We start from the raw sequence: 260 nt of genomic DNA on the forward strand, positions 1-260 counted from the left end.
GCGTTGCCTGCAGTTCACGCTCAAGAACATGCCGCCGGTGCGCGTTGTCGAGCACCTGTCTGACATTCTCGCCCGCGAGGAGGTCAGCTTCGAGGAAGACGCGCTGTGGCTGCTCGGCAAGGCCGCCGATGGCTCGATGCGTGACGCCATGAGTCTGACCGATCAGGCGATCGCCTTCGGCCATGGTCAGGTGCGGCGCGAAGATGTCGCCGCCATGCTCGGCACGCTGGATCACCGCCATGTGCTGGCGCTGCTGGAGT

At 65.4% G+C, this 260-nt stretch carries 1 pseudogene; it reads left to right on the forward strand.

Annotated features, from left to right (window positions below):
* Positions 1–260 (forward strand): annotated as a pseudogene (locus tag R0J88_RS21250) (DNA polymerase III subunit gamma/tau); the annotation flags it as partial.

This window comes from Pseudoalteromonas sp. SIMBA_162, assembly GCF_046535955.1.
Taxonomy (GTDB): domain Bacteria; phylum Pseudomonadota; class Gammaproteobacteria; order Enterobacterales; family Alteromonadaceae; genus Pseudoalteromonas; species Pseudoalteromonas marina.